Annotated in this window: 15 protein-coding genes; 10 read left to right on the top strand and 5 right to left on the bottom strand. The window is 73.7% G+C overall.

Features of this window, described 5'->3' with window-relative positions; translation table 11 throughout:
- The first annotated feature begins 48 nt into the window (after positions 1-48).
- Positions 49-657, top strand: coding sequence for a TetR family transcriptional regulator (locus Q7L73_RS13550; RefSeq protein ID WP_304694206.1), 609 nt, complete (start codon positions 49-51; stop codon positions 655-657).
- Here Q7L73_RS13550 and Q7L73_RS13545 read toward each other — a convergent pair.
- The 4 genes from Q7L73_RS13545 to Q7L73_RS13530 all read right to left on the bottom strand — a co-directional run bounded on the left by Q7L73_RS13545 (position 638) and on the right by Q7L73_RS13530 (position 3944).
- On the bottom strand, positions 638-1945 hold the full coding sequence (locus tag Q7L73_RS13545; protein WP_304694208.1) for a type II toxin-antitoxin system HipA family toxin: 1308 nt from the start codon (positions 1943-1945) through the stop codon (positions 638-640). The two genes, Q7L73_RS13550 and Q7L73_RS13545, sit on opposite strands and share 20 nt — an antisense overlap.
- Positions 1942-2289 (bottom strand): helix-turn-helix domain-containing protein, encoded by a 348-nt coding sequence (locus tag Q7L73_RS13540; RefSeq protein ID WP_304694210.1) that lies wholly within the window; start codon positions 2287-2289, stop codon positions 1942-1944. Before Q7L73_RS13540 ends, Q7L73_RS13545 begins: the two co-directional genes overlap by 4 nt.
- 88 nt (positions 2290-2377) lie before the next feature.
- Positions 2378-3283: a DMT family transporter gene (locus Q7L73_RS13535; RefSeq protein ID WP_304694212.1), complete on the bottom strand. Its 906-nt coding sequence runs from the start codon at positions 3281-3283 to the stop codon at positions 2378-2380.
- Positions 3284-3293: 10 nt separating this feature from the next.
- On the bottom strand, positions 3294-3944 hold the full coding sequence (locus Q7L73_RS13530) for a hypothetical protein (protein ID WP_304694214.1): 651 nt from the start codon (positions 3942-3944) through the stop codon (positions 3294-3296).
- Positions 3945-4029: 85 nt separating this feature from the next.
- Here Q7L73_RS13530 and Q7L73_RS13525 point away from each other — a divergent pair, with 85 nt between their 5' ends.
- The 6 genes from Q7L73_RS13525 (at position 4030) to Q7L73_RS13500 (ending at position 17708) form a co-directional block, all read left to right on the top strand.
- Complete coding sequence (locus tag Q7L73_RS13525; RefSeq protein WP_304694216.1) at positions 4030-4818, top strand: SDR family NAD(P)-dependent oxidoreductase; 789 nt, start codon at positions 4030-4032, stop codon at positions 4816-4818.
- A 112-nt stretch (positions 4819-4930) separates the two neighbouring features.
- Entirely contained in the window at positions 4931-6607 is a 1677-nt protein-coding gene (locus Q7L73_RS13520) for a hypothetical protein (RefSeq protein WP_304694218.1), read from the top strand.
- Positions 6608-6675: 68 nt separating this feature from the next.
- The gene (locus tag Q7L73_RS13515) at positions 6676-7461 is read left to right on the top strand and encodes a hypothetical protein (protein WP_304715572.1); all 786 of its coding nucleotides are present in this window, start codon (positions 6676-6678) and stop codon (positions 7459-7461) included.
- Positions 7458-8894 carry a hypothetical protein gene (locus Q7L73_RS13510; protein ID WP_304715571.1) on the top strand — a complete coding sequence of 479 codons (1437 nt, stop codon included), beginning with the start codon at positions 7458-7460 and terminating at the stop codon, positions 8892-8894. The genes Q7L73_RS13515 and Q7L73_RS13510 overlap by 4 nt, the downstream gene beginning before the upstream one ends.
- Before the next feature lie 173 nt (positions 8895-9067).
- Positions 9068-16750, top strand: a complete 7683-nt coding sequence (locus tag Q7L73_RS13505; protein WP_304696023.1) for a hypothetical protein — start codon at positions 9068-9070, stop codon at positions 16748-16750.
- A gap of 364 nt (positions 16751-17114) precedes the next feature.
- Positions 17115-17708: a L,D-transpeptidase gene (locus Q7L73_RS13500; RefSeq protein WP_304696025.1), complete on the top strand. Its 594-nt coding sequence runs from the start codon at positions 17115-17117 to the stop codon at positions 17706-17708.
- An 81-nt stretch (positions 17709-17789) separates the two neighbouring features.
- On the opposite strand, the gene Q7L73_RS13495 is transcribed toward Q7L73_RS13500, so the two are convergent.
- Complete coding sequence (locus tag Q7L73_RS13495; protein WP_304696027.1) at positions 17790-18365, bottom strand: hypothetical protein; 576 nt, start codon at positions 18363-18365, stop codon at positions 17790-17792.
- Positions 18366-18583: 218 nt separating this feature from the next.
- Between Q7L73_RS13495 and Q7L73_RS13490 the strand changes: the two genes are divergently transcribed.
- The 3 genes from Q7L73_RS13490 to Q7L73_RS13480 are packed head-to-tail and all read left to right on the top strand — an operon-like array spanning position 18584 to position 20486.
- Positions 18584-18982, top strand: coding sequence for a VOC family protein (locus Q7L73_RS13490; protein WP_304696029.1), 399 nt, complete (start codon positions 18584-18586; stop codon positions 18980-18982).
- Between the two features lie 57 nt (positions 18983-19039).
- On the top strand, positions 19040-19885 hold the full coding sequence (locus Q7L73_RS13485; RefSeq protein ID WP_304696031.1) for a hypothetical protein: 846 nt from the start codon (positions 19040-19042) through the stop codon (positions 19883-19885).
- A 31-nt stretch (positions 19886-19916) separates the two neighbouring features.
- Entirely contained in the window at positions 19917-20486 is a 570-nt protein-coding gene (locus Q7L73_RS13480; RefSeq protein ID WP_304696033.1) for a GrpB family protein, read from the top strand.
- Positions 20487-20531: the final 45 nt, after the last annotated feature.

Raw genomic sequence — 20531 nt, 5'->3', positions numbered from 1 at the left:
TTGTCAGTAACTGACAGATACGTCTGTGCGCGATAGGCTGGGCGGACGATGAGCGGCCCGCAGCCCACCCTGCGCGAGCGCACGCGCCGCGCGGTGCAGAAGGAGATCGGCGACGCGGCGCTGCAGCTGTTCGTCGAGCGCGGCTTCGAGGCGACGACGATCGACGACATCGCCGCGGCGGTCGGGATGTCGCAGCGCAGCGTCTTCCGCTACTTCGCGACGAAGGAGGAGATCGTCGTCGGCAAGCTCGACCTGAGCGCGGAGGAGATGCTCGACCGGCTGCGCGCCCGCCCCGGCGACGAGCCCGTCTGGGCCTCGCTGCGGCGGCTGTTCGACGTCGTCGACGCGCCGGAGGAGCGCGAGCTGTCGCAGCCGATCCAGCGGGTCGTGTTCGAGACGCCGACGCTGCTGGCGGTCTACCTGCAGCGGCTGCAGGCGATCGAGGAGGCGGTCGTGGCGGTGCTGCGCGAGCGCGCCGCGGCGGCCGGGACGCCGTGGGCCCTCGGCGACGTCACCCCCCGCGCGCTCGTCGGCGCCGCCTTCGGCTGCCTGCTGGCGGCGCAGCGCGGGTGGCTGGCGAGCGACGGCGAGGGCGCGCTCGGCGACTGGATCGACCGCGCGATGGCGGCGGTCGCGCCTAGCGGGCCGGGAATCTGAGCCGCAGCGCGGGCTCGATGCGGCGCGCGTCGTCAGCCGCGACGTCGACCGCGGCGGCATAGCGGCGCCACTCCGAGACGACGTCGACGACCTCGCCGAGGATCCGCACGGCCTGGCCGCGCTTGAGGCCGGCGACCGTTCCGACCGCGCGGAAGTCCTCGAGCGTGAAGCGGTCGTGCTTGCCCGCCAGCGACATCTGGTGGCGCGCCGTCCAGCGCCCGGACGGGTTGAAGGCGTAGGCGACGTCGAACGCGGGCGAGAGCCGCCAGCGTCCGGAGCGGTCCATCAGGAAGGCGATGTTCTTGACGTGGTCGTCCTGGTTGCGGGCGACGACGTTGAGGCACATGCGGCGGAACTGCTGCTCGGCCGCGGCCGCGCCCAGCTCCAGCAGCCGGATCGCCTGGAACGCCTGCTCGTAGGAGTGCGCGCCGGCCTGCTCGAAGTCGAGCTGCAGCAGCGCGGCCAGCGACTGCATGTGCAGCTTGCCGCCGTCGGCGGTGCGGTCGAACCGCTTCGTCATGAAGTGCCGGCGCCCGTTCTCCTCCAGCAGGCGGCACTCGGTCATCTCGATGCCGGCGTCGCGCGCCATCTGTGCGTACGCCAGCTCGATCGCGCCGAAGCCCTGCGGATCGGTGAGCGTCTCGCGGTCGGGGGCGGTCGCGACGCCGTCGAACTTCAGCAGCCAGTGCGAGAAGCCGGGGTCGATGTCGAGCTGGCCGCTGCGGACCGCGCCGGTCTCCGGGTTCCACGCGATCAGCGCTTTCGCACGGGCACCGCCGGCCGAGGTGCCGACGCTCAGGATCTCCCGCAGCGCGGCCTCGCGGTGGTCGAGGTCGAGCGAGGCGGTCAGGCTTCCGCGCTGGCTGAGCACGTCGGAGGCGAGCGCGACGAGCGCGGCGATGTGCAGGTCGTGACTCGCGCTCCGGCGCGGGCCGCGGGCGGGCGCGTACTCCAGTGCGCCCATGCCGCGGCGGCCGACGTAGCAGAGGCGTTCGACCGGATCGAAGCTGGCCGCGGTGCGTCCCTGAGATGCCAGCCAGGCGTCGATCAGCGCGTTGCCGTAGCGGTCCGGGAGCGAGTCGGCGGTCAGTCCCGGCAGACCGTTGAAGCTGCTGCGGGCGAGTGTTGGAAAGGAATACGGCGCGGTGCGCAGCGGCATGACGAGGGGGGACAGCTCGATCCCGCTGCCGGTGAACGCCGGGTCGTACTGGAAGGTCGCGGCACGGCCGCTCTCGATCGAGACGGCGCCGACGACGGTGCCCCACAGGCGGACGCTCGCCAGCGTCACTGTTCGTCGCCCCAGCGCCACCCGCCCTGGTCCGTCGTGTCTCTGCTGGAGGCGCGTGCGCGACGGCGCCGTCTGCCGCCTCGCGCGGCCGCCTCGACCGGGCTCGGGAGCGGCTCGGGGAACGCCGCGTCGAGCGCTGCGAGCAGATCCAGCGCCCGCAGTATCCGGACGAGCCCGGTGGTGGCGATCGGATCGCCTCGTTCCAGCCGCTGCACCACGGTGCGGGCGACGCCGGCGCGCTCCGACAGGACCTGCTGCGTCAGGTTGCGGTCCAGGCGCTGCCGCTCGACGCGCTCGCCGAGCTGGCGCAGGACGGCGTCGTCAGTGAGGGTGGCGGCGGCCATGGGCGACAAGATATCAAGTCTATTGGTAGTGCTTGTCAAAGCAGGCACTGAGTGGCTCTGTGCCGTTTAGTGCTTGCTTTGAGGTGCGTTATGAGGAAGAAGTCGTTTCACTCGCCAGCGCCGCCGACTGCGTGCCCTGGGCGGGCTTGGTGGCGACGCCGGTCTCCTGCGTGCGGGCGAGCACGGCGAGGCCGCCGAGGGCGGCGAGCAGGGCGGCGATCGCGGCGGCGGCGCCGAGGGCGCTGGTGTGGAGCGACTCCTGCAGCAGCGTGACGCCGAGGATCACGCTCGCGATCGGGTCGAAGGCCATGCTGGTCGCGATCGCGGGGGCGAGCACGCCGGTCTGCAGCGACAGCTGGCTGAGCGTCATCGAGGCGTAGCCGACGACGATCAGGGCGTAGGTGTGCCAGTCGCTGAAGATCGTCAGCGGCCCCTGCGCGAACTGGTCGCCGACCGCCTTCGTCAGCGCGGCGCTGAGGCCGAACATGAGACCAGTCGCGATCCCCAGCAGCGCCGCCTTCGCGGCCGCGTGGGCCGTGCGCGCGGCCAGCACCAGCAGCGCCGAGACGCCGCCGAGCGCGCCGCCTGCGATCAGCCACTGCCCGATCGGGGCGTCGTCGCGGCCGCCGGAGGGATCGGCCGCGATCAGGAAGACCGCCAGCGCCGCCGTCACGACGAGCGCCGCGATCACGTCCGCGCGGCGGACCCTCTGCCCGGTGAAGCGGGCGCCGAGCGGCAGCGCGAAGACGACCGAGAAGACGAGCAGCGGCTGCACGACCGCCAGCCGGCCGATCGTCAGCGCGATCGCCTGCCCGACGAAGCCGAGCGCGTCGCTGGCGATCCCCAGCAGCCACACCGGCCGCTTCGCCATCCGCAGCAGCAGCCCGCCGCTGGAGCCCGCAGCGACCTCCGGCTCGTCGAGGCCGGCCTTCTGCTGCAGAACGGTGCCGAGCGCGAACAGCAGCGCGGCGGCGAGCGCGAGGACGATCTCCACGGGCGCGAGGCTAGCGTGCCGCGCGGCGACGCGTGGGCGCGGTCGTGCGGGCGGGCGCGCGCCAGGCCGCGACCGCGAAGCCGATCGCGAAGGCGTAGAGGTGCTCCTGCCCGTACCAGCCGATCGTGACGAAGAAGAAGAAGATCGCGATCGCGGCACCGGCGAGCACGACGAGGTCCATCCGGCGCGAGGCGTACGGCGCCGGCGCCGGCGTGCCGCCGGCGCGGCGGACGCGGGTGCGCCGCGCGGCGCCGAGCGCGAGCGCCCCCAGCAGCGCGGCGAAGACGCACGAGATGCCGTAGTCGACGTTGTCGGTCGCCTCCTCCGCCGACAGCGAGCCGAGCAGGACGGCGACGCCCATGACGGCGTAGGCGACGAGCGCCGACCCTATGTGGCCCAGCACCGCCGCCAGCCACCACGTCAGCGGGCCGGCGCGCAGCAGCACGAGCGCGCTGACGAGCAGCAGCAGCAGGAGCTGCGCATACGGCAGCACGTCCTCGACGACGAGCGAGCTGGTCAGCAGCCGCCAGACGTGACCGGCGACCAGCGTGTCCGGGCTGGAGCCGACGTCGTCGGGGCCGACCCCGAAGCCGAAGATCGCGATCAGCACGACCGCGGCGAGCCAGGCGACGGCGGCGGCGGTGAGCAGACGGTCGCGCATCCTGCCCTGATGGTGGCAGGCGATCGCTCGACAACGGCGGGCGGCGACCGTACGCTCGCCGCACAACGTCGAAGGAGCGCTTGGCATGGACCTGGAACTCGATGGCAGGGTCGCGGTCGTCACCGGGGCGGGCAAGGGGATCGGGCTGGCGATCGTCAAGGCGCTCGCGGCCGAGGGGGCGCACGTCGTCGCCGGCTCGCGCAGCAGCGCGACGCTCGACGGGATCGACGGCGTCACCGGCGTCGCGATCGACCTGTCCGCCGCGGAGGCGCCGTCCGCGCTGGTGCAGCGCGCGCTCGACGACCACGGCCGCGTCGACGTGCTCGTCAACAACGTCGGCGCCGTCAAGCTGCGGATGGACGGCTTCCTCGCGATCGACGACGCCGAGTTCCAGCATGCCTTCGACGTCAACTTCTTCATCGCGCTGCGGGCGACGCGGGCGGCGGTGAGCGCGATGCTTGAGAGCGGCGGCGGCGCGATCGTCAACATCGCCTCCGTCAACGCCTTCTTCGAGCCCGACGGCGGCACGATCGACTACGGCGCGGCGAAGGCGGCGCTGCTCAACCTCAGCAAGTCGCTGTCGCAGGAGCTGGGGCCGCGCGGTATCCGCGTCAACTGCATCTCGCCGGGGCCGGTCGCGACCGACCTGTGGCTCGGCGAGGGCGGCGTCGCCGACACCGTCGCGAGAGCGTCCGGCACCGACGCCGACACCGCCCGCGCGAACGTGATCGCCTCGATCGGCGGCTTCGCGACCGGCCGTTTCACGACCCCGGAGGAGGTCGCGACGCTCGCCGTCACGCTCGCCTCCGCCCGCACCGGCAACGTCACCGGCGCCAACTGGATCATCGACGGCGGCCTGATCAAGACGACGTAGCGGCGCCGGCTCGCGCGGCGGGCTTGGCGCGAGTGCAGTATGGTCGCGGCAGCTCGCTGTGTCTGGACGAATGTCGCATCGAATCGCTCGCGGGGTGGCGAGCGGGGTCGCGTTGGCCGCGTCCACGCTGCTGCTGGCCGCGCCCGCGCAGGCCGGTTCCTACGACGTCTGGTCGTGTCGCGACGCGAGCGGGCAGCCGCTGCCGGCCGAGGGCTGGCGGCTGACGAGCCGCGGCGCGAGCGCCGGCGAGGTCGCGGCCGGCGACGGCTGCGCCGGCGGCGGCTCGCTGGAGCTGCGGCTCGCCGACCAGGCGCTGCCCGGCAGCCCGCAGGGGATGCTGACCTTCGCCGCGCCGCCCGGCACGACGATCGCCGGCTACCAGCTCGACCGCTACATGAACGCGGCGGTGCCGGTCCCCGGCGACAGACACGTCTTCACCGTCGCCGTGCACGAGCTGACGGCGACGACCGACACGCGCAGCGCCTGCGCCTCCTACCTCGCGCTGCCCGACTATCCGTGCAGCGCGATGGGCTCCAGCACGAACCCGGCCGATCCTGCGAACGCCGTCCTGCGCACGGGCGTCGCGCTCGACGCGCTGCAGCTGCGCGTCACCTGCGACAGCGCCGGCTGCGACAGACCGTTCTATCCGCCGGGCGCGCTCGTGCGGCTCTACCGCGCACGCATCACGCTGTCCGACACGAGCGCGCCGACGACGCCGCAGCTGAGCGGCTCGCTCGTCGCCGGCGCGGCGCTCGACGCGCGCGGCACGCTCGTGGTCGAGAGCAGCGACGACGGCGGCGGGATCGCGGCGACGACGCTGGCGATCGACGGCGGCGCGCCGGCGATCGTCGCGCCGGCCGGGCCGCGCGGCGCCTGCGCGCTGCCGTACACCGCCCCGCAGCCCTGTCCGGCCGCCGCCGCACGCGCCTTCGAGGTCGACACGGCGGCGCTCGCTGCGGGCGCGCACAGCGCTTCCGGCGCAGTCGTGGACGCGGCCGGCAACGTCACGCCGTACGGGCCGGTCTCCTTCACCGTCGCGCATCCGCCGAGCGGCGGGGAGGGCGCGACGACGATCGTCACGCCGCCGCCTGCTGTCCCCGACCGGGTCACGGCGCTGCCCGACCCGCGCGCCAACGGCTTCCCGGCGGTGCGCGTGCCGCTGCTGACGTTCGACCGCGCGACCTACGTCCGCAGCGGCGGCAGAGCCGTCCGCGTCGGCGGCACGCTCAGCACGCCCGACGGCGTCCCGATCACCGACGCGCGCCTGCAGCTGAGCACGCGCGACCTCGGCACGGTCGCGGCGCGGCGCACCGGCGGCGACGCGGTCGTGACCGATCGCTACGGCCGCTTCTCGCTGGCGCTGCCGGCGCCGGCCGCGCGCGACAGCGGTGCGCAGCGGGTCGAGGTCAGCTTCTCGCCGGACGAGATCGAGAGCCCGACGACGTCGGCGGCGACGGTCGTGCGCAGCGACGCGAGCGTGACCGCGACGCGCTCGAAGGCACGGCTGAAGCGCGGCCAGGCGGTCGTGATCGGCGGGCGGATCGAGCGCGCCGGCCTCGCCGCCAAGGGCGCGGTCGTCGAGCTGCAGGCGGTCGTGCGCGGGCGCTGGCGGACGGTCGGCACGGTCTTCGCCGCCGCCGACGGCCGCTATCGCTGGCGCTACCGCTTCGTCAACACGACGCGCGACACGATCTTCTCGTTCCGCGCGCTCGTCCGCAGCAGCCCCGGGTGGCCGTGGCCGGAACTGCGCAGCAGATCGCTGCAGGTTCGCGTCGACGCCGATCGGTAGGGGGGAGCGGGCGCCGCCGGCGCGACGTCCAAATGCACCCCTCTCCGCTCGATCGCCCGGGAGCACCGATGTCGCCGTCCTCCAACCTGTTCGCCGTCTGCGCCGCCGCCGACGACGCCATGATCGCCGCCGCGCTCCACGGCGCCGTCGCCCACGGCGCGCTCGCGACGGCCGCCGACCCGTTCGCCGAGCGCCGCTGCGGCAGCCGCCCGCTGATGGCGGCGAGCGCCGAGCTGCTGCTGGAGCTGGCGCTGATCGCCCAGGCGCTGCAGCGCGACCTGCGCGCGGCGTGGGGGTGGAGCGGGACGCCCGTGGTGCGGGATCTGCGCGGCGCGGCGGCTGGCGCCGGAGCCGGCGACGCGGCCGGCGCGCGCGACATCGCCGGCACGGCGGGGCTCCGCGACGCGGCCGGCGTCGGCGGGCGCGAGGCGGCCGGCGCGGCGGGGCTGCGCGACACAGCCGGCGTCGGTGGGCGCGAGGCGGCCGGTGCGGCCGGGTTGCGCGATGCGCGCGCGGCGGAGTCGCTGGCGCTGCTGCGCGACACGAGCGCGGTCGCGGCGCGGCTGCTGTGGCGGGCGCTGGAGGCGCATCCGCGTTCCAGCTACGAGCTCGGCAACGGGCGCGAGGGCGCGACGCGCGTCGCGCGGCGGGTGCTGCGCGGCACCGGCGGGGGCGAGCTGCCGCCGCGCCAGCCGCTCGCGATCGCGCGCGCGGCGGCGGGCGAGCTGTTCGAGGCGCTGGCGGCGAGCGAGCGCGACGGCGTGCTCGTGCCGATGCGGCTGGCGGCGGCGCTCGGCTACGTCGTCGCGCTCTACCTACTGGCGACGACGTTGACGGAGTCGCTGCCGGCGTGAGCATCCTCACCCCGGAACAGCGCCGTGCCCGCGCCGAGGCCGACGCGCTGCTGGCGCGCGAGTACGAGGCGCTCAAGCCGGAGGTCGTGCGGACGGTCGGCGCGAAGCTGGCGGCGAGCGGGGTGCGGCTGCCGGAGGCCGACCTCGACGCCGTCTACAACCTCGCCTGGCACGCGCTGCACACGAAGCTGGCCGCCGGCGAGGAGGTCGGCAACCGCGCCGGGCTGCTGGTCGCGATCGCCCACCGGCGGGCGCTCGACGAGCACCGCGCGAGCCATCCCAGCCGTCGCGCCGACGCCGCCGAGCTGGACGAGCTGCCGCGCGAGGACGCGGTCGCCGAGCGGCTCGACGACGTCACCGAGCTGCGCCAGTTCGTCGCCGGCCTGCGCGAGCGGCTCGACCGCCGCGAGCTGGAGGCGGCGGCGCTCTGTTACGTCTATGAGTACACCCGTCCAGAGGCGGCTGCCGCGATCGGCGTCAAGCCGAAGCGGATGGAGAAGATCATGGACGCGGTCTCGAAGAAGATCACGCCGCTGCTCGGCGAGATCCGCGCTGGCGCCTGGTGCGAGCAGCACCGATCGTTGATGACGGCGTACGCGCTCGAGCTGCTGGAGCCCGCCGGCGAGCGCCACCGGCTCGCGCGCGAGCACCTCGACGGCTGCTCCTCCTGCCGCCGCGCCGTCCTGCGCGCCCGCGGCATCGCCGCCGTCGCCCCGCCGCTGCCGCTGCTCGCGCTCGCCGGAGGTCTGGTGGGCGCGGGCGTGGTGGGGGCGGCGTCCGGCACCGGCGCGGCGGCGGGCAGAGGCGGTGCGTCGGCTGGCGCTGGCGCGGCTTCCGGCGGCGCGGCGGGCGGAGGTGGCGGTGCGGCAGCTGGCGGCGCGGCTTCTGGCGCGTCTGCCGGGGGCGGGCATGGCGCGGCTTCGCTGGCCGGCCACGGGCTGGCCGTCAGAGCGAAGGTCGCGGCGGCGGTGGCGACGGTCACGGTCGTGGCGGCTGCCGTCGCGGGGGCGTTTGCGCTCGACCTCGTCGGCGGCGACGACAAGCCCGCGCAGCCGCCGCCGGCGCAGTCGACCGCGCAGCAGCAGCTCGCGAGAGCGCGGGCCGAGCGTGCCGCGCGCGCGAGAGCCCGCGCCCGCGCGCAGGCCCGCGCCAGAGCGAGAGCCCGCGCCCGTCGCGAGGCGGCCCGCCGCAACGCCCGCCGTGCCGGCGCCGCGACCACGCCGGCGACGACGACCGCCGCCGATCCGCCCGCGGCGACGACGCCGGCCGCAGCGCCCGAGCCCGCCGCCGCGACCGAGCCCGCCGCGACGCCCGCACCCGCCGCGACGCCCGCGCCGGACCCGGCGCCCGCCGCACCGACGCCGACGCCCGCGCCGAGAGCGGTCGAGCCGCAGCCGAGTCGCGACGGCGCCGAAGAGTTCGACCTGCGCTGAGCCACGGGCGCGTCGGCGCTCGCAATTGAGGTCCATCGGCGGCGAGGTCACCGTAAAACCCCAGGGGTTTAGGCGCGTGCGCGTTCTGCCGATTGGCAGGGGGGAAGCGGTCTCGGTCGCGCGACGTATGCGCAGACCGCTTCGTTCAACGAAACACAGAGGTGCCCTTCCGCATGTCCGTCCCCGTGCGCCTTCGCGCCGCCCTCCTCACGCTGGCCGCCTGTCTCGGCCTGCTCAGCGTGCTGCTGCTGCCATCCGCGGCCACCGCCGCAGGATCGCCCGACCTCGCCGGCGAGATCAACTCGCCGACGATCCTTCATGGTGAAAGAGTCCCCGTCTCGATCAGGGCGACCAATCCCAGCGGCGGGGCGTACGGGTACAACGTCTCCTTCCGCGTCGTGCTGCCGGCCGGCGTCAGCTACTCCGGCGGCGCGCCGATCGCGCCGACGACGATCGCCGGCCCCGGTGCGGGCGAGACGACGCTGATCTTCCGCAACGTCGCCGACATCTCGCAGAACGCCACCCAGGCGCTCGACTTCGAGGTCGTCTACGACACCGCCAGATACGACGTCGGCGACAGATTCACGATCCAGGCGCAGGCGTTCGCGAACGACAACCCGCGCTGGATCCCGAGATTCGACAGAGCCGGCCTCCCGCTCGGCCCCGCCGCCGACAGCTACACCGGCTACACCGCGGTCCTCAACGGCGTCACGACGATCAACGCGATCGACATCGAGAAGGACGAGCCCTCCTGGGAGGGCGAGATCATGCGCGGCGTCCACGACCATCAGACGACGTACACGCTGACGGTCAGAAACAACGGCATCAGAAGAACCGACGGCGTCACCGTCGTCGACTACCTGCCGGCCGGGCTGGAGTTCCTCGGCTGCGCCGGCAACCCCGACAACACGACCGACGCGCCGACCAACCCCGGCACGAGAGTCGAGTATCCGGGCGCCGGCCCGATCGTCGTCGGCGCGGTCAGCGACTGCCTGACGCCGAGCAGAGTCGAGACGGTCAACGTCGACCCCGACGGCGCCGGCCCGCTGCCGGCCGCCGTCTACACGCGCGTCGAGTGGTCGCTCGGCACGCTCGCCAGCACGACCACGAGAAGAATCAGCTACCGCGCCGCGATCCCGATCCGCGAGAACACGATGACATGGAGCGGCGCGACGCCCGCGACGACCGGCGCGCAGGCCGTCAACCTCGACAACAACAACGGCCCCGAGACGCGCGACGAGCAGGAGCTGACCAACTACGCGACCGCCGCCGGCAGATACAACGGCACGCTCGCCGTCAGCGACGAGGACTGGCTGACCCGCACCGCCGAGGACTGGGTCGTGCACAAGGAGAGCGACACCTCCGAGCTGGTCCAGGGCGCGCTGACGATCTGGACGCTGACGTTCCAGACCTCCGAGTACCGCTCGGTCAGAGACGCGGTCGTCAGAGACACCGTCCCGAGCGGCCTCTGCCCGGTCGGCGCGGTCAACTTCACGACCGGCAACAGCGCCGACGACTCCGAGTGCGCGCCGACCGGCGACCTCCCGACGCAGCCGTACACGAGCGTCACCGAGAACGCCGACGGCACCTTCACGATCGTCTGGGACAGATCGACCTTCCCGCAGCTGGCGCAGACGAACGTCAGCCAGACGTTCACGCTCAGATTCCCGACGATCACGCGCACGAGATACCAGAGCAACTTCGACGGCACGACGCCGATTCTCACGCGCGACTCGATCACCAACAGCGTCACGACCGACGCCGACCAGATCGTCCGCTGCATCGCGCCGGGCACGCCCGACTGCACCACGACCGGGCCCGAGATCAACCACGACGCGGGCTACGGCACCGGCGTCAGCATCCCCGACGCCTCCGAGGCGAGCGAGCTGGCGGCGCGGCCGGAGATCAAGAAGAGAGTCGCCCAGTCGGGCACCGTCTGCAGAACGGCGACGTACGTCGAGACGGTCCCGACCTACCACCCGGGCGACCGCGTCTGCTGGCTGCTGCACGTCACCTTCCCGACCGGCGTCGACACCAACCCGCAGGTGATCAGCGACTACCTGCCGACCGGCACGAGATACGAGCTGGGCACCGACGCCGCCTACGACCCGCCGACCGGTGCCAACACCGTCTCCGCGACCGTTGACGAGACGAACGCGTCCAACGGCGTGCTGTCGTGGGAGATCACCGGCAGAACGGTCCCGAGAGGCAGCCTCGTCTTCGAGCGCACGATCTCGACGATCGTCGGCCCCTCCGGCACCACCGCCCAGAATGGCGAGGTGCTCGGCAACCTGATGAAGTTCGCGGCCAGAAACACGGCCGGCGTCTCCGAGCCGCTGCGCGACCAGCGCGACATCGTCGTCGAGACGCCGGTGCTCGACCTGCTCAAGGGCGTGCAGACGGTCGAGCGCTCCGGCACGGTCGTGCTCGGCCCCTACGCCGCCAACAACGACCACAGACCGGTCGAGGCCAGCGACAGAGTCACCTACCGGCTCGACGTCACCAACAGCGGCGGTCAGGACGCCGAGGCGGGCGAGGTCTGGGACAACCTGCCGAGCGACTACGACTGCACGGTCGTCAGCAGAATCAGCAACGGCGGCGCCTGCATCGACGGCGGCATCAGACCGGACCGGATCGTCTGGAGCGGCCTCGCAGTCGCCAGAGGGGCGACCGCGACGCTGACCTACACCGCGGTCGTGCCGGCCGACGTCGGGCCCAACCGCACGATCACGAACACCGCCGGCATCCGCACCTACGCCGGCAGAACGAACCTCAACACGCTCTACCCGTACTTCCCGGCCGACAACGTCGACCCGAGCGTCGACCCGAGAGACGTCAACGCGCCCGCCGCCGACGATCCCAGCGACGTCTACACGAACCTCGCGCTCGTCAGAAAGAGCGCGGCGACCGACGTCACCGAGAACGGCAACAACGGCGCCCAGGCGTCGATCGGCGAGAGAATCACCTACACGGTCGACATCACCGTCCCGGCCGGCACGACGCTCGCCAGAGACGGCCTCGTGACCGATGTGCTCGACAGCACGACGCGCCAGGCCTACGTCGCCGGCAGCGCCAGACTGAGATACAGCACGACCGCGCCGAACACCGCCTCGATCACCGGCGGCACGACGCCCGGCGTGCAGTTCCCGAGCGGCTACGCGGTCGCCCCTGACGGCGCCGACGGCGTGATCACGCTCACCTTCGACGTGATCGTCGCCGACGTCGCAGGCAACACGCGCGCCTCCGGCAACCTCACCAACAGAGCGTCGCTGACCTGGACCGACCCGATCGAGAACGGCAAGAGAGCCGACTCGAACACCGTCACGACGCAGATCGTCGAGCCGCTGATCGGCCAGACGAAGGGCGACGACAGACACCCCGATCGCGTCGTCCCCGGCGAGATCGTCGAGTACACGCTGACGACGACGAACAGAAGCGCCCCGGGCCGCGTCTCGACCGCGCACGACCTCGTGACCGTCGACAGAGTCCCGATCGGCGTGACGCCGATCGGCCCCGCGCCCGGCAACACGCCGCTCGCCGACGGCGCGAGCACCGCCGACGGCGGCGTCTGGAACACCGCCGCGCGCACGATCACGTGGAGAGCGGCGACGCTCGTGCCCGACGCGACGCTGGTGCGCAGATACCGCGTCAGCGTCGACGACCCGGCGATCGGCGGCGCCGAGCTGACCAACGTCGTCGACACGACGGCGACGTCGCTCGACAGCGCCCACACCGACCGCCGCACGACCGGCAGCGGCTACGCGGCGAACGCGAGAGACACGATCCAGATCCAGGGCGCCTCGGTCAGCAAGAGCGTGACGCCCGCGAGAGCGACCGTCGGCGAGCACGTCGGCTACACGCTGACGGTGACGATACCGGCGGACGTGTCGCTCTACGACGTGACCGTGACCGACCTGCTGCCCGACACCATCGGCTTCGACAGATTCACCGGTTCGAGCTGCGTCAGCGGCGCCTGCCCGAGCGTGCAGACGTACGACCCGGTCAGAAACGGCAACGGCACGACGACCGTCGCCTGGGACCTCGGCGACATCGCCTCCCCGCTGGCGGCGCCGGCCGTGCTGAGATTGACCTACCAGGGGCATGTGCTGGCCAGAGACAACGGCGGCACTGACGTCGTCGCCGGCGACACCGGCGTCAACACGGTCTTCGTCGGCACCAACCGCAGCGACAGAGAGACGTTCGACAGAACCGCCATACCGACCGGCTTCGAGGACAGATCGCCGGACGCGAGCGCGACCGTCACCGTGACGGAGCCGAGAATGGCGATCGACAAGCAGGTCAGCGTCAGTGGCGGCGCCTTCGGTGACGGACCCGCGACCGCGCTCTCCAACGACACGCTCGGCTACCGCGTGATCGTCAGAAACACGGGCGACGCGCCGGCCTACGACCTGACGGTCGAGGACCTGCCGGACGCGGAGCTGGAGAACGTCACGATCGGGACGCTGCCGAGCGGCGTCACCGTCACGAAGGCGTGGAGCAGCGCCGACCGCAGCATCGTCTGGCACGTCGCCGGCCCGATCGCGCCCGGCGACACGGTCACGATCCCCTACACGGCGAGACTGGTCGCCGCCAGCAACCTCAGCGACGGCCAGGCGATCGACAACACCGCGAGACTGCCCTCCTACTGGGGCGTCCCGGAGAGCGAGCGGAGAGATCCCGCCAACACCGCCGTCGACTACCGCGAGTACAGAGACGGCGGCAGCGACAGCACCAGAGTGGTGCTCGACTTCCCGACGCTGACGCTCGACAAGACGACCGGCCTCAGCGGCTTCCCCGACAGAGGCAGAGCGCAGGTCGGGCAGGCCTTCCCGTGGCGCGTCACGGTCACGAACACGTCGGCGACGGCGACGACCTCCAACGTCGTCGTCACCGACACGCTGCCGGCCAACTGGGTCTACGTCGCCAACTCGGCGACGCTGACGCCGGGCGGCGCCAGCGAGCCGGCCGTGACCGCGAACGCGGGCGGCGACAGACTGGCGTGGACGGTCGCGACGCTCGCGCCCGGCGCCTCGGTCACGATCGCCTACAGCGCGAGACCGACCGCGGACGCGGCGACGACGCCCGGCCTCGGGGTCGACGCGAACGTCAACAGCGCGCTCGTCAGCTCGGCCAGAGACGAGGCCGGCAACAGCGGCAACGCCGGCGGCCCGTACGGGACGCCGGCCGACGACGCGAGAGCGACGCTGCAGATCCCGTCGCTGACGATCGCCAAGACGCCCGACGGCGGCACGGTGACCGCCGGCGGCAGAGCGACCTTCAGCGTGCTGGTCAGAAACACCGGCGCCGTGGTCGCGAACAACCTCGTGATCGAGGACACGCTGCCGGCCGGCATGACGTACAGAGCCGGTGACGCGACCGCCGCCCCGAGCGCCGGCTTCGCCGAGAGATCGGCGAGCGGCTCGACGATCGTCTGGACGGTCGGCTCGCTGGCGGCCGGCGCCGACGTGACGATCACGGTCCCGGTCAGCGTCGCCGCGAGCGTGCTCGACGGGACGACGCTGACCAACAGCGCCAGCGTCAGATCGGACGAGCAGCCGGACCCGATAACCGACGACGGCACGCTCGACGTCTCCGCCGAGACGAACCTCGCGATCGTCAAGGACGGCCCGGCCAGCTACACGCCCGGCGAGCAGTACAGCTGGAGCCTGCAGGTGACCAGCGCCGGCCCGTCGGACGCGCAGAACGTCGTCGTCAGCGACCCGCTGCCGGCCGGCGTGACGTTCGTCTCCGCCGACGCGCCGTGCACGTTCGCGGCCGGCGTCGTCAGCTGCGCGCTCGGCACGGTCGCGCCCGGCTTCGACAGAACGTACGCGGTGACGGTCAGAGCCGATCCGGCGCGCACCGGCAGACTGCTGAACACGGCGGAGGTGTCGTCGGACACGACCGAGACCGACGCCTCCGACAACGACGACGACCACGACGCCGCGCCCGACCCGATCGCCGACGTGACCGTCGAGAAGACGGTCTCGACCGCGGCGATCCCCAGAGGCGGGACGGCGACGTTCAGACTGACGGCCAGAAACATCGGCCCGTCGGTCGCGCGTGACGTCGAGCTGAGCGACAGACTGCCGGCCGGCCTGACGTTCGTCTCGGCCGACTCGGCCGCCTGCAGAGAGACCGCCGGCACGGTCGCCTGCGCCTTCGGCGACCTCGCGGTCGGCGCGTCGGCGAGCGTGAACGTCGTCGTCAGAGGCGACCTCGTCGGCTCCTACGTCAACAGAGCGGAGGTCACGACGACGACGCCGGAGCCCGTCGGCGGCGGCGAGCCCAACGACGACGAGGCGACGCTGGAGGTCGGCCCGGTCACGAACCTGTCGATCGTCAAGAGCGGGCCGGCGACGGTCGCCGCGGGCGGTCGCATCGTGTGGCAGCTGACGGTCCGCAACGACGGGCCCGACGACGCCACCGGCGTGACCGTCACCGACAGGCTGCCGGCGGGCGTGACCGAGGTCGCGGCCCCGGCCGGCTGCACGGTCGCGGGCGGTGAGGTGAGCTGCGCCGTCGGCGCGCTCGCCAGCGGCGACACGGTCGAGCTGGAGATCGGCGCCACGGTGCCGGTCGCGCTCGGCTCGGCGACGCTCGTCAACAACGCGTCGGTGACGGGCAACGAGCTCGAGCCCGACCTGAGCGACAACAGCTCGGAGGCGACGACGACCGTCGGCCCGGCGGCCGACCTCGCGATCGTCAAGCAGGGCCCGGCGACCGTCGCCGCCGACGGCACGATCGCCTGGACGCTGATCGCGACCAACAACGGTCCCAGCACGGCGACCGGCGTGGTCGTGACCGACGTGCTGCCGGGCGGCGTCGTCTTCGGCGGCGCGACCGCCTCGCAGGGCGGCTGCTCGCTGGCCGGCACGACGCTGTCGTGCGCGCTCGGCACGCTCGCCTCCGGCGCGAGCGCGCAGATCACGGTGACGGCGCAGGTGCCGGCCTCGCTGGAGGGCGCGCAGCTGCTGAACGTCGCCACGATCGGCGGCGCCGAGCCCGATCCGGTGCCGTCGAACAACCGCGCCGAGCTGCCGACGAGAGTCGGCCCGCCGGATGCGGGCAACTACGACCTCGCGATCGACAAGCAGCTCGCCGCGGGCGCCAGAGCGGTCCTCGGCGGCTCGTTCGCGTACACGCTCAGAGTCTCCAACAGCGGCCCGGCGACGGCGACCTCGGTCGTCGTCACCGACACGCTGCCGCAGGCGCTGAAGGGGCGCTCGGCGAGCGTCAGCGGGGGCTCGGGCGGCAGCTGCACGATCAGAGGGCAGGTCGTGCGCTGCCCGCTCGGCACGCTCGCGGCCGGCGCGTCGCGGCTGGTCACGGTGCGCGTGACGGCGGTCAGAGCGGGGAGCGTGAGAAACGCGGCCGTCGTCTCGGCCGCGGTCGCCGATCGCAACCCGGCCAACGACCGTGACGCGGTGACGGTGCGGGTGACCTCGCCGCGCGCGACGCTGAAGCTGACCAAGCGCGCGCTCGGCCGCCAGCCGGTCGCACGCGGCGGCAGCGTCCGCTTCCGCGCGACGGTCACGAACGCGAGCGCGGTCGCGGCCTCCGACGTGGTCGTCTGCGACACGCTCCCGCGTGGCCTCACGCTGCGCACGACGGGCGGCGGCAGACTGCGCGCCGGCAGACTCTGCTGGCAGGTCGGCCTGCTGCCCGCAAGAGCGTCGCGCACGTTCACGTTCACCGCGCGCGTGCTGCGTGACGCCAGCGGCACGCGCATCACCAACGTCGCGAACGCGACGGCGAGCAACGCCGCCGGCGTGAGCGCGAAGGCGACGATCCGCCTCGGCGGGCTCGGCGGCGTGCTGCCGGGCTTCGGCAGAGGCGGCGGTGTCACGGGCTAGCGGCTCGCGGCGCGGCAGGGCGGCGTCGGCATCGCGCCGGCGCCGCGGCGGTGTGGCGGCGCTGGCGCGGAGCCGGAGCTGCCGAGGCGCTGCGGCGCTGCTGAGCGCCGCCGCCCTGCTGGCCGTGTCAAGCGTGCCCGCCGCCTCGGCGGCGGGTGCAGGGGATGCGGGTGCGGGCCCGGCGAAGCCCGCGCCCGCCCTCCCCGCGTCATCCGCGCCGCGATCTGCAACAGCCGCGCCCCGATTCGCAACAATCGCGCCGCGATTTGCAACAACCGCGCCGCGATTTGCAACACCCGCGCCGCGAGCTGCGGCAGCCGCGCCGGCGTCGCCCACCCGCGCGCTGGCGTGGACGGCGCGGCTGGTGGCGGCGACGCCGGTGCTGGCGGCGCCGCGGGCGGGGGCGCGGGAGCTGATGCGGCTCGCGCCGGTCGCCGTCTGGAACGGCGGCGAGGTGCAGCTGCTGGTGCTGGAGACGCGCCGCGAACGCGAGCGCACGTGGCTGCGGGTCGCGCTGCCGAGCCGGCCCAACGGCAGCTCCGGCTGGATCGACGCCGACCGCGCGCTGCTGACGCCGACCCGCTGGCGGATCGAGGTCGACCTGCGCGCGCGGCGGCTGACAGCCCTGCGCGACGGCCGCGCGATGCGCCGCTGGGCGGTCGTGATCGGCACCGCCGCGACGCCGACCCCGCGCGGCCTGTTCGCCGTCTACGAGCGCGTGCGCCAGCCGCGCGGCTCGGAGCTGGGGCCGTGGGCGCTGCACATCACCGGCCACTCCGACGTGCTCGACGACTACGGCGGCGGCCCCGGCCGCGTCGCCCTCCACGGCCGCGCCGGCGCGCTGCTGGCGGATCCGCTCGGCTCGGCCTCCTCGCACGGCTGCATCCGCATGAACAGCGCCGATGTCAGCTGGCTCGCCGCCCGCGCCGACCCCGGCACGCCGGTGCTGGTGCGCTGAAGTCTGCGGCTGAGTACATCCATGCGATGCACTCCGCCGCAGAGTTCGGCGGCGGCCAGCGGCGCGCGGCGCGCGAGGGCGTCAGCGGCAGGCGGCCGGGCGGGAGAGGCGGTCGGCGAGCGCGCGGATGGGCTCGGCGTCGCCGTCGGCCAGCAGCGCGGCGACCGCGGCCGCGACCTCGTCGCCGAGCGGCTGGTCGCGCAGCCGCGGCCAGCGCGGCACGTCGCTGAGGATCAGCCGCTGCTCGGCCGTCAGGCGGTGGCGGGCGGCGAAGCGCAGCCAGTCGCGCGCGGCGGTCAGCTCCAGCAGCTCGTGCAGCTCGCCCAAGGTGATCGCGTCGCCGCCGCAGCGCCCTTCCCAGTCGATCGAGCCGGCGCTGTCGACGCCCGGCGGCTGGGGGAACTCGGCGGCGCCGATCGCGGCCGCGACGGCGCGCGCGGCGGCCGGCGTGACCGGCTCGTCGGGCAGCTCCTCGCGGCTGGCGCGGGTGAGCGCGGCGGAGCGCTCGATCGCCTCGGTGCGGGGCGCGCCGCGCGAGCGGCCGAACTGCTCGCCGGCCTCGCGCACGAGCAGCGCGCGGCCGTCGCCGGAGGAGCGCACGATCTCTATGCGCAGCTCACGTCCGTCGTCGAGGGTGAGCGTGCCGCGTGGAAGCATCGACCCCAGGCTCCCCGCAAGCGCGGTTCGCGAATCCGCGCGTCAGCGCTCGTACTCGTCGTACTTGCGCCACCACGTGTAGGCCGGCCCCCTGCTCGACCCAGGCGGGCGTCCGCCGACATGACCGGGGCGAGGCTCATCGGAATGCTCCTCGCTCGTTGCGGTTCCGACCCTAGCGCGATAGAAGCAGTCGACACACCCGAGACGAGGAGAACGGCATGTCCACGCAGACGGAGCTGGTGATCGGCGTCGACTTCCTGACACTGCCCGTGAGCGACCTGGAGGCGTCGGCGCGCTTCTACGGCGACGTGCTCGGGCTGGAGCGGTCGGCCGTCTGGCAGAGAGAGGGGCAGCCGGCGCTGGGGATGGAGTTCGAGACCGGCACCGTCACGATCGCGCTGATCGACCCGAAGGCGATCGGGCAGGAGCCCTCGCCGCACCGCTTCCCGATCGCGCTGCGGGTGCCGGACGTGCAGGCGGCGCGCGAGCAGCTGGAGGCGCAGGGCGTGAGCTTCTTCGGCGACACGATCGACACCGGCGTCTGTCACATGACCCACTTCGCCGACCCCGACGGCAACGTGCTGATGCTGCACAGACGCTACGCGCCGCGCACCTGACCCTGGTTCCGTGGAACGACTGATGCGGCGCCGTCAGGCGGCTGGTTGGGTGGGAGCGTGCGCAGACGCCAGCTCCTCCCACCGCTGCTCGCGGCCGCCGCGCTGACGGCGGTCGCGCTCGTCCCGGGCGCCGCCGCGGCGCCGAGAGCGCCGAGACTCCCGTCGCTCCCGAGAGCGCCGAAGGTGATCGCCTACGACGCGACGATCGACGTCGCCGGCCAGGTCGTCGTCACCGCCGAGAGAGACACGGCGCAGGACTGCTACCCGGGCGTCGACGGGACGCTCGAGTTCGAGGCCAACTTCGAGCTGGGCGGGCCGAGAAGGACGAGAGTGACCGTGATCGATGGCGTCGTCGTAACGGCGCAGGTGGCGGCGCGCGGCGGCGCGATCCACAAGGGCACGATCAAGGCCTATCGCGAGACCAACTACTGCCCGCCGTCGGCCAAGACCGAGATCCCCGATCCGGCCTGCAGACGGCACGCCGGCAAGCTGCTCGTCTCACTCGGCGGCTCGATCAGCGCTGCGACCCCGGACCCGGACGCCCCGGCGCCGCTCACACACCCGGTCGCGCTGACGCTGGCGCGCACCGGCGGCGGCACGCAGGAGACGAACTGCCTCGGCTGGCTGTCCGGCGGATTCGACACGCGCCTCTACCGCGACCACAGCGAGCTGTCGGTGCTGCAGAGCGACCCGGGCGGGCTGGTGGTGCCGCTCGGCGCGAGCGACGCCGGCTTCGCGAGCCTCAAGAAGGGGCGCAAGATCGTCAGAGTGATCCGCATCGGCGGGGCGTGCAAGAAGGCCGAGATCACGTTCGCCGCGCGACTGGCGACGGCGGCCGCGAAGAAGTCGTCGGACTGCACGGTCAAGGGCTCGATCCTGGTGACGGTCAAGCGCACGAGCTGACGCGTCGGCGCTCGTGTCGTAGGCTGCCGGGATGGAGCTGATCGGCGGCCGCGAGCAGCGCGAGATCGTGCTGGTCCCGCACGACCCGGCGTGGGCCGGGCGGGCGCTGGCGCTGCGGCGGCGGGTCGCGGCGGCGCTGACGGGGATCGCGGTGCGGGTCGAGCCGATCGGCTCGACCGCGGTGCCGGAGCTGGCGGCGAAGCCGATCGTCGACCTGCAGGCGAGCGTCGACGGCCTGCCCGACGAGGGTCCGCTGACGCCGCGGCTGGCGCGGCTCGGCTTCGAGCTGCGCGTGCGCGAGCGCGACCACCTGATGTACCGGACGCCGGCGCACGACGTCCACCTGCACGTCTGGGTCGCCGGCAGCGACGACGAGCGCCGCCACCTGCTGTTCCGCGACTGGCTGCGCCACTCGCGCGCCGACCGCGCCCGCTACGGCGCCGTCAAGGCCGAGCTGGCCGAGCGCGCGTGGGGCGACATGAACGACTACGCGCAGGCGAAGGGCGACGTGATCGTGGAGATCACCGCCCGCGCCGAGGCGTGGGCGCGCGCGAGCGGCTGGCAGCTGCCCGACCCGCTGCCGGACGCGCCGGCGCTGTAGGGCGCGCCGCGCTGCCGCGCCGCCGCGCGAGGCGCCCGCCGCGCC

The organism is Conexibacter sp. CPCC 205762, assembly GCF_030646155.1.
In the GTDB taxonomy this organism is placed as follows: domain Bacteria; phylum Actinomycetota; class Thermoleophilia; order Solirubrobacterales; family Solirubrobacteraceae; genus Conexibacter.
This window is presented reverse-complemented; position numbering and strand designations above follow the sequence as displayed.

Bases quoted from the DNA above. Each gene is read 5' to 3' on its own strand.
- Q7L73_RS13550 (WP_304694206.1), top strand. From the start codon at position 49: ATGAGCGGCCCGCAGCCCACCCTGCGCGAGCGCACGCGCCGCGCGGTG.
- Q7L73_RS13540 (WP_304694210.1), bottom strand. From the start codon at position 2,289: ATGGCCGCCGCCACCCTCACTGACGACGCCGTCCTGCGCCAGCTCGGC.
- Q7L73_RS13530 (WP_304694214.1), bottom strand. From the start codon at position 3,944: ATGCGCGACCGTCTGCTCACCGCCGCCGCCGTCGCCTGGCTCGCCGCG.
- Q7L73_RS13525 (WP_304694216.1), top strand. From the start codon at position 4,030: ATGGACCTGGAACTCGATGGCAGGGTCGCGGTCGTCACCGGGGCGGGC.
- Q7L73_RS13515 (WP_304715572.1), top strand. From the start codon at position 6,676: ATGTCGCCGTCCTCCAACCTGTTCGCCGTCTGCGCCGCCGCCGACGAC.
- Q7L73_RS13505 (WP_304696023.1), top strand. From the start codon at position 9,068: ATGTCCGTCCCCGTGCGCCTTCGCGCCGCCCTCCTCACGCTGGCCGCC.
- Q7L73_RS13495 (WP_304696027.1), bottom strand. From the start codon at position 18,365: ATGCTTCCACGCGGCACGCTCACCCTCGACGACGGACGTGAGCTGCGC.
- Q7L73_RS13490 (WP_304696029.1), top strand. From the start codon at position 18,584: ATGTCCACGCAGACGGAGCTGGTGATCGGCGTCGACTTCCTGACACTG.
- Q7L73_RS13480 (WP_304696033.1), top strand. From the start codon at position 19,917: ATGGAGCTGATCGGCGGCCGCGAGCAGCGCGAGATCGTGCTGGTCCCG.